1 protein-coding gene is annotated in these 525 nt (G+C 69.5%); it reads left to right on the plus strand.

The features are described from left to right. Positions 1–98: 98 nt before the first annotated feature. The coding region (locus tag J7523_RS20540) for a type II secretion system F family protein (RefSeq protein ID WP_291890685.1) at positions 99–525 on the plus strand (427 nt) is incomplete at its 3' end.

Here is a 525-nt window from a genome sequence, read left to right on the forward strand (position 1 = left end):
AAGTGCCACCACGTCGAGGACTTCAACCGGCTGGCCGGCCGCATCGGCGGCCAGACGCAGGGCGCGGCCGGCCTGGTCGCCGCGGGCGGAGGCTACTGATGGCGAGCAAGACGTTCGAGTACGCGGTCCGCGACCGCAGCGGCAAGATCGTCAAGGGGCGCGTCGAGGCGTCCAACCAGGCGGCGGTCGCCAACCGGCTGCGCGAGATGGGCATGGCGGCCGTCTCGATCAACGAGGTCAGCACCGGCGGCCTCAACGCCGAGATCAAGATCCCCGGCATGAGCGACAAGGTCTCGCTCAAGGACATCGCCGTGATGTCGCGCCAGCTCGCGACGATGATCAGCTCCGGCCTGTCGCTGCTGCGCGCGCTGTCGATCCTCGCCGAGCAGACCGAGTCCAAGCCGCTGCAGCGGATCGTGGCGCAGGTCCGCAACGACGTCGAGACCGGTGTCGCGCTCTCGACGTCCCTCGGCCGGCACCCGCAGGTGTTCCCGCCGCTCATGATCAACATGGTCAAGGCCGGCG

The sequence above is a fragment of the Cellulomonas sp. genome, assembly GCF_017744555.1.
In the GTDB taxonomy this organism is placed as follows: Bacteria; Actinomycetota; Actinomycetes; order Actinomycetales; family Cellulomonadaceae; genus Cellulomonas.